At 51.0% G+C, this 354-nt stretch carries 3 tRNA genes; all 3 read right to left on the bottom strand.

The features are described from left to right. Positions 1-69, bottom strand: a tRNA-Glu gene (locus ASU00_RS18690). A gap of 30 nt (positions 70-99) precedes the next feature. Further along, positions 100-172, bottom strand: a tRNA-Thr gene (locus ASU00_RS18685). After that, positions 166-238 (bottom strand) — tRNA-Asn (locus tag ASU00_RS18680). Before ASU00_RS18680 ends, ASU00_RS18685 begins: the two co-directional genes overlap by 7 nt. Positions 239-354: the final 116 nt, after the last annotated feature.

Below are 354 nucleotides of genomic sequence, written 5' to 3'. Positions count from 1 at the left end.
CCCGTACGGGATTCGAACCCGTGTTACCGCCGTGAAAGGGCGGTGTCTTAACCGCTTGACCAACGGGCCGGACTTTATGGTTTCATAGATAGACTAGGAAGCTCCCAAGCGGATTCGAACCGCTGACCTCTTCCTTACCATGGAAGTGCTCTACCTACTGAGCTATGGAAGCANNNGTAGGACTCGAACCTACGACCGTTCGGTTAACAGCCGAATGCTCTACCACTGAGCTACTGCGGAATAATATAACGTTTCCTAAAACCCATTTGAATCTTTTAAAGATATAGCTTGGCGACGTCCTACTCTCACAGGGGGAGACCCCCAACTACCATCGGCGCTGAAGAGCTTAACTGC

The sequence above is a fragment of the Peribacillus muralis genome (assembly GCF_001439925.1).
In the GTDB taxonomy this organism is placed as follows: Bacteria; Bacillota; Bacilli; order Bacillales; family DSM-1321; genus Peribacillus; species Peribacillus muralis.
The sequence above is the reverse complement of the archived record's forward strand: the minus strand, read 5'-3'. Positions and strand labels throughout refer to the sequence as shown.